Source organism: Oleiphilus sp. HI0086 (genome assembly GCF_001635225.1).
The window spans coordinates 1-6,704 of record NZ_LWFZ01001447.1 but is presented as its reverse complement, the minus strand read 5'-3'; the positions used below and the strand labels follow the sequence as shown (position 1 = coordinate 6,704).

Sequence of the window (6,704 nt, the reverse complement as noted above, 5' to 3'; positions counted from 1 at the left end):
CATTGCCCCACTTGGCATTGGCAGTAGAGCGCCCGCGGCGCATGTTTGATGTGTCGACAACGTCGTCATGTAATAATGTGGCTGTATGCAAAAACTCGATAATAGTGGCTAGTTTGCATTGATCCTGACTAGCTTCCCCTAAGGCTCTGCTGGTAAGAAGGACTAGTAAGGGGCGCATACGCTTACCACCGCTTTCGACGATATATTGCGCAATTTTTTCTACTAAGGGGACATCTGAAGATAACTGGGAAGTGATAAACTGGTTTACTTCACTGAAGTCTTTTTCAACGCTGTCGTAGATTGCCTGAATTTGCATATTGAATATCTTAAAATAGAGCCGACTAAAATTGGCTGACATGCTAGGGGGGCTGTGCTTGTCTGTCAAGAATTACTATCCGCCATACAATAATTAAAGTCTTGTTTTGGCTAGAATGTGCTTGCAACACTTGGTTGAATAAAATACAATTGCGCGCCCTAAAAGTCATGGGTGTTCTCAGTGATAGGGTTGCCAAAGAGCTTCCTTTAGAAACTGGAGATCAGATTTTTCAAAAAACTGTAAATATCAGTTTGGGGAAAATTGGTCGTAAGTAACACATGCGGGTAGAAAGTGAGGCCGGAGATTTAGTTCTCAATATATAGGTCTTGGTAAGTTTGATTCATCTGGGTAATGCTTATTATTAGCCGAAGTTCAGGTGTGTTAGGCGATATGAAAAATTTGGAGAAAACCAAATGTACGCAGTTATTGTAAGCGGTGGTAAGCAGCACCGTGTCACCGAAGGTGAAGTGTTAAAGCTGGAAAAAATTGAAGTTGAAACAGGTGGGACGGTTGAATTTGACCGTGTATTACTTGTTGCAAATGGCGACGATGTTAAAGTTGGCGCGCCAAATGTTGAGGGTGCAAAAGTAACGGCTGAGGTTGTTGATCATGGTCGTCACGAGAAGGTACGTATCTTGAAGTTCAAGCGTCGTAAGCACCACATGAAGAGAATGGGTCACCGTCAGTGGTATACTGAGGTGAAAATTACTGGAATTAAAGGCTAACACTGAGTTTATGGTCGCTCTCAGGAGCAATTAAACCGGTTTAGATACGAACAGACAATAGGAGTAGGATAATGGCTCATAAGAAGGCGGGTGGTAGTACCCGTAACGGTCGCGATTCGGAGTCGAAACGTTTAGGTGTTAAGCGATTCGGTGGTGAAGTAGTTAAAGCAGGCAACATTATTGTGCGTCAACGTGGTACACGTTTCCACGCAGGCGATAATGTTGGTTGTGGTAAGGATCATACATTGTTTGCAACATCTGGTGGTGTTGTGAAGTTTGTAACAAAAGGTCCTTTGAACCGCAAATATGTGACGGTTGAAGCTGCGGAGTAAGCAGTCGTTACGGATTTGGAAAAGGCTCCGCTGTGCGGAGCTTTTTTTTTGCAATTTATTTGCTGATCGACTTTATTTTCCTTATAGGGTCAAATGTTGGTCGTTGGGTACTAATCTAAGGGGTGTGCAATGAAGTTTGTTGATGAAGCGACAATTGGAGTAGAGGCTGGTAAAGGTGGTAACGGTTGCTTGAGCTTTCGTCGAGAGAAGTACATTCCGAAGGGTGGGCCTGATGGTGGAGATGGCGGAGACGGCGGTTCAGTTATTCTGGTGGCAAGTGAGTCGCTGAATACTTTGGTCGATTATCGTTATGTCAGGCATTATCGCGCTCAATCTGGTGAGCAGGGTGCCGGGCGTAATTGTACTGGAGCAAAGGGTGAGAGTTTGTTTCTTCAGGTTCCGGTAGGGACTTCAGTTATCGACACGGACACTGAAGAAGTGCTAGGGGATTTGACTGAGATCGGGCAAGAGCTCATCGTGGCGCAAGGTGGCTTTCATGGTTTGGGTAACACTCGTTTCAAATCCAGTGTGAATAGAGCGCCCCGTCAGACAACTAAAGGGAGTGAAGGTGAGTCACGTAGCCTGCGTTTGGAGTTGAAGGTGTTGGCGGATGTAGGTTTGCTTGGTATGCCTAATGCAGGTAAGTCTACGCTGATTCGTTCAATTTCTGCAGCTAAGCCTAAAGTGGCTAATTACCCCTTCACAACGTTAGTACCTAATTTGGGTGTAGTGCGTGTTGAAGAGCATAAGAGTTTTGTGGTTGCTGATATTCCAGGCTTGATTGAGGGTGCTGCAGAAGGAGCGGGCCTTGGTGTTCGTTTTCTGAAGCATTTGGTAAGAACTCGTCTGTTGCTTCATGTTGTTGATATGGCGCCTTACGATGGCTCAGATCCGGCTCAGGTGGTGCAGGCGATAGCGGCTGAGTTGGAAAAGTTTAGCCCTACCTTGGCTTCCCGGGATCGCTGGCTGGTTCTGAATAAGCTTGATTTATTGCCAGAAGAAGATCGTAAGGCTATATGCGAGAAATTAGTAGAAGCGTTAAATTGGACGGGGCCCGTTTATCAGGTGTCGGCAATTAAGTCTGCTGGTCTAGCGAACTTGTGTCGGGATATCATGACATGGATTGATGAGAAGAATGCGGCTGAGGCAGCTGATGAAGCCTTAGCTGAGCAGGAGCAATTGATTAAGGATAAGATGCATCAGGAAGCTAGAGATAATCTAGAGGCTCTGAAGGCGGCTCGCAAGGCTAAGCGCCTGGCAGGTGAGGAGCTGGATGACGATTTTGATGACGGCGATGACGATGATGGTGTTGAAGTGGTATATGCTCAGTAGTGTGGTGAGTGGTTTTGTGGTGGGCGATAGGGTTGTATCAATATGACTGAGTGTACTGGGCGCGCTGAGCTAAGTCGTGCAAACCGTTGGGTTGTGAAAATCGGCAGTGCATTGCTGACTGATGATGGTAAGGGCTTGGCTCGAGAGTCTATCGGTGACTGGGTGGCGCAGTTGTCTAAGTTGCATCGTCAGGGGCTTGAAATTATTTTAGTGTCTTCCGGATCTGTGGCGGAAGGTATGGCGCGCTTGGGGATGAGCGAGCGTCCTCAGGAGTTACACTTGCTGCAAGCTGCGGCTGCGGTCGGGCAAATGGGTTTGGTTCAGGCCTATGAAGAAGAGTTCCAAAAGCATGGCTTGCATACAGCTCAAGTCTTGTTGACGCACGATGATCTGTCTAACCGCAAGCGCTACTTGAATGCTAGAAGTACCGTTCGTTCAATTGTTGAGTTGGGTGCCATTCCAATTATCAACGAAAATGATACGGTTGTGACGGATGAGATTCGTTTTGGTGATAATGATACCTTGGGGGCTTTGGTTGCCAACTTGGTTGAGGCTGATGGCCTGATAATTTTAACGGATCAGGCGGGGATGTTTGATAAGGATCCGCGTCGAAATGCTGATGCGCAAATGTTGACTCAGGTATTGGCCTCAGATGAGCGGCTAGAGGAGATGGCTTCCGGTGGTGCAGGTGCGCTAGGGCGTGGTGGAATGGCGACCAAGGTGCGAGCAGCCCGTTTGGCGGCGCGTTCCGGTGCTTATAGTGTGATTGTTGGTGGCAAGATAGAAAGTGTTTTGTTGCGCTTAAGAGCGGCAGAGGATTTGGGTACTATGATGCTGCCTTCAACCTCAAGACAAGTTGCGCGTAAGCAATGGTTGGCAGGGCATCTCCAGACAGCAGGTAATTTGGTGCTTGATGATGGGGCTGTGGCAGTGCTAGAGCGTGGTGGTAAAAGTTTACTGTCTGTCGGGGTTGTTTCGGCAAGTGGTCGTTTCAAGCGTGGTGATATGGTCTCGTGCAAAGATAGTTCTGGCAGGGAATTTGCGCGAGGCTTAGTAAATTATGATGCGCCAGATGCGAAGAGGATTCTAGGTAAGTCGAGTGACGAAATCTTATCGATTCTAGGCTTTTGCCATGAAGCTGAGCTTATTCATCGTGATAATCTTGTGTTGCTTTGAGATGCTAAACTTCAGGCATAAAAAAACCGGCGTTTGCCGGTTTTTTTATGCCTGAGAGCGAAGCTTAAGCTTTAAGGGCTTTAACTTGTGCGTTCAGGTTGCTCTTGATGCGAGCGGCGCGGTTTTTAGGGAAGATACCCTTGTTTACCATGCCGTCGATAATTGGCTGAGCAGTTAGGAAAGCTGCTTGTGCGTTATCGTAGTTTCCGCCAGCAATTTCAGCGTCTACTTTTTTGATGTAAGTTCTAACCATTGAACGTTGGCTAGCATTGTGTTGGCGGCGTTTCTCTTGCTGACGCGCGCGCTTTTTTGAAGATGGGGAGTTGGCCACCGTGTTGCTCCTAAATTTCGCGGATTACTAAAAAATTAACTGGGAGCGCTTACACTTGATGTTGCTGAAAAGTGCTCGATCCCAGTTCATATAAAAATGACGCGAGACTATGCCGTTTTATTAGTCCTTTGTCAATAGTCTATGCTTAGACTTACTTGCTTTACTTAAGCGACCATTTTATTCAGCAGGTTTTCACATACCTTCTGGTTCATATACTTGGGCACTGGGTAGTTAAGATGTGCTTCTTCAAGAGCTGATTTGGCAATCTTTGGGATGTCCTCGGTCTTAAGGTCGCCAAGTTGCTCAGGGATGTCAAAGCTTTTGAGCATTTCACGAATTCGCTGAATAAACTTATCGGCAAGTTCCCTGTTGCTTTCTTTACCTTCTTTTAGCCCGCTTACTTCCGCGAGCTTGGCAAGACGTTCTGTAATTTCATCTTTTGAATAATCCAGAACATGCGGTAGGACAATCGAGTTGGCCAAACCGTGTGGTGTAGAGTAATACGCACCAAAGTTGTGGGCGATGGCGTGAACATAGCCTACGCTCGCTTTGGTGAAAGCCAGGCCGGCATAGTAAGACGCCATAGCCATATTTTGTCGAGCTTCCAGGTTGCTGCCATCTTTCACTGCTGTTTCAAGATTTTCCATGATTAGACGTGTAGCAGCTGTTCCGTAAGCGTCGGTCTCATCGGTAGCATTAACTGAAATGTAAGACTCAATCGCATGAGTCAGTGCGTCCATTCCGGTTGCAGCCGTCACTGCAGCAGGTAGGCCTAGCATCATTGCGCCGTCTAAAGCGGCCATCATGGGTACCAGTTTAGGGTCAATGATAGGTGTCTTTTGATGGGTTTCAGGGTCTGATACGACAGACACGATGGTTACTTCTGAGCCAGTGCCTGCAGTTGTCGGGATGGCGAATAGTGGCAAAGGTGCTTTACGTAACTTGAATAAGCCGGCCATCTTCTCTAATGGCTTGTCATTTGTTGCGCGTGCTGCGATAGCCTTGCTTGCATCAATCGGTGAGCCACCGCCTACGGCAAGAATTGCTTCGCAGTTGTTGTTTCTTAATAAGTCTAGACCTGCTTGTACCTGATCATAGGTTGGGTCAGGAAGAATGCCGTCGTAGATTACGTATTTGATGTCAAGTTCTTCCAAGCGAGCTTTGATTTTGTCGATTAGTCCGATGCTGACGAGTACTTCATCGGTCGCAATCATTAGCTTTTTAATGCCTAGTTGGCCAATAGCATCGCATAATTCCAGTGAGGAGTCTGCACCAGTGAAAAGCGTTGGCTTTGGCATCGGAACGACTGCTGCAGCGACCTTTAGTGCTTTTGCTAGACCTTTGTAATATTGAACTTTTAAAGAAAATAACATGACAATACCTAATCGTAATTCGCAAAGTTGTAGAGTGGATGTTTAGAGTAACTGCTCTAAAAAAATAGAGTATAAGCTCTAATTATTGAAAAGTAAAATGACTTGGAGTCATGCTATACGAATTCGTACTACTTTCATCAGCTCAAAATCCATTCCAGCGAGCTTTTGTGTGTCTGAATAGTAGGTTAGGTTGACTCGAGCGCCTTTTAGGTTTTTGTAGGTTTTTTGTCGCTTAAACTGAAATGGCGTATCGCAATCTTCAAGCATTAGCGTATTAACTAGCCAGCCATCATCTTGCTCACGTTGTACATGAGAGATAACTTTCTTGTCTTGGGAGTGGATAAGATTGCGATGCTTTTTGATGAGGCTATCAGCATCAGATTTTATTTTGGACATGGGGTTGTGGGTCTACTTAAGGAGGACTTTGTTTTAGTTTGGTGAGTAATGCCTGGGTGGCCATATGTTTAATAAGGTTCTTCCATCATTTTTAGGATATCGTTCAAAAAGGGCTTGATCGCTTCTTTGTCCGCAGTGCTTGCGCTCGACAGTATCTGTTTCACCATGGCTTGGTTTTTCTCAATAGCATTGCTTAACACTTGTTTGTGCTCCGGGCTGATGTCACTCGAATTCCTTAAGGCTTCAAGTCGGCTGGTGTCCATCATTTCCGGGTTCGCCTCAAATTCAATAGCGGCAGCCGCTTTGGTAATTCTTAAGGTGATCGCGGCCCACTCATCGATACTAGAGAAACCTTGAGACTGAACAAGCTGATTGGCGCTTGAATATAAGCCCGCTGCTTTCAGGGGGGATATCATGCTTTCAGGTGTCATCTTACTTGGATCTTCGACTTCGGTTTCATCCTTAGTCTTTGCTTCCAGTTGGGCTTGGTGCTTCTTACCCCAGTCTTCCAGGGCGTCTTGAGACTTCATCCAAGATGAAATTAGTTGTTCTGATAGCTTCGTATCGGTCGCAATGGCGTCTTTTGCATGGGCTGTCGCCAGCAATAATAAGCAGAAGGCGCTGACTAATTTTAGAAAATTCATATAAAAGATCGCTTAATTAATGGCTCTGTGAGTATTTTAATCGTGAAAACAATACGAACTCTACTATATTAAATAGCTA

9 protein-coding genes are annotated in these 6,704 nt (G+C 46.0%); 4 read left to right on the top strand and 5 right to left on the bottom strand.

Going from position 1 to position 6,704, the window contains the following annotated elements; translation table 11 throughout:
• A partial coding sequence (locus A3756_RS24590; RefSeq protein ID WP_197481527.1) for a polyprenyl synthetase family protein occupies positions 1–316 on the bottom strand: 316 nt, incomplete at its 3' end.
• Positions 317–729: 413 nt separating this feature from the next.
• Between A3756_RS24590 and rplU the strand changes: the two genes are divergently transcribed.
• From rplU to proB, 4 genes are all read left to right on the top strand, one after another.
• Positions 730–1,041 carry a 50S ribosomal protein L21 gene (rplU, locus tag A3756_RS24585; RefSeq protein ID WP_068509871.1) on the top strand — a complete coding sequence of 104 codons (312 nt, stop codon included), beginning with the start codon at positions 730–732 and terminating at the stop codon, positions 1,039–1,041.
• A gap of 71 nt (positions 1,042–1,112) precedes the next feature.
• Positions 1,113–1,373, top strand: coding sequence for a 50S ribosomal protein L27 (gene rpmA, locus A3756_RS24580; RefSeq protein WP_068509869.1), 261 nt, complete (start codon positions 1,113–1,115; stop codon positions 1,371–1,373).
• Between the two features lie 129 nt (positions 1,374–1,502).
• The gene (gene cgtA, locus A3756_RS24575) at positions 1,503–2,705 is read left to right on the top strand and encodes an Obg family GTPase CgtA (protein WP_068511679.1); all 1,203 of its coding nucleotides are present in this window, start codon (positions 1,503–1,505) and stop codon (positions 2,703–2,705) included.
• A 42-nt stretch (positions 2,706–2,747) separates the two neighbouring features.
• Positions 2,748–3,881, top strand: a complete 1,134-nt coding sequence (gene proB / locus A3756_RS24570) for a glutamate 5-kinase (RefSeq protein WP_068554938.1) — start codon at positions 2,748–2,750, stop codon at positions 3,879–3,881.
• A 64-nt stretch (positions 3,882–3,945) separates the two neighbouring features.
• Here proB and rpsT read toward each other — a convergent pair whose 3' ends face one another.
• From rpsT to A3756_RS24550, 4 genes are all read right to left on the bottom strand, one after another.
• Positions 3,946–4,212: a 30S ribosomal protein S20 gene (rpsT, locus tag A3756_RS24565; protein ID WP_068511686.1), complete on the bottom strand. Its 267-nt coding sequence runs from the start codon at positions 4,210–4,212 to the stop codon at positions 3,946–3,948.
• A gap of 164 nt (positions 4,213–4,376) precedes the next feature.
• Positions 4,377–5,585 carry an iron-containing alcohol dehydrogenase gene (locus A3756_RS24560; protein WP_068512303.1) on the bottom strand — a complete coding sequence of 403 codons (1,209 nt, stop codon included), beginning with the start codon at positions 5,583–5,585 and terminating at the stop codon, positions 4,377–4,379.
• Positions 5,586–5,693: 108 nt separating this feature from the next.
• The gene (locus A3756_RS24555) at positions 5,694–5,981 is read right to left on the bottom strand and encodes a hypothetical protein (RefSeq protein WP_068512300.1); all 288 of its coding nucleotides are present in this window, start codon (positions 5,979–5,981) and stop codon (positions 5,694–5,696) included.
• A gap of 68 nt (positions 5,982–6,049) precedes the next feature.
• A complete protein-coding gene (locus tag A3756_RS24550) occupies positions 6,050–6,625 on the bottom strand; it encodes a hypothetical protein (RefSeq protein WP_068512296.1) in 576 nt (191 codons plus the stop codon).
• Between the last annotated feature and the right edge of the window lie 79 nt (positions 6,626–6,704).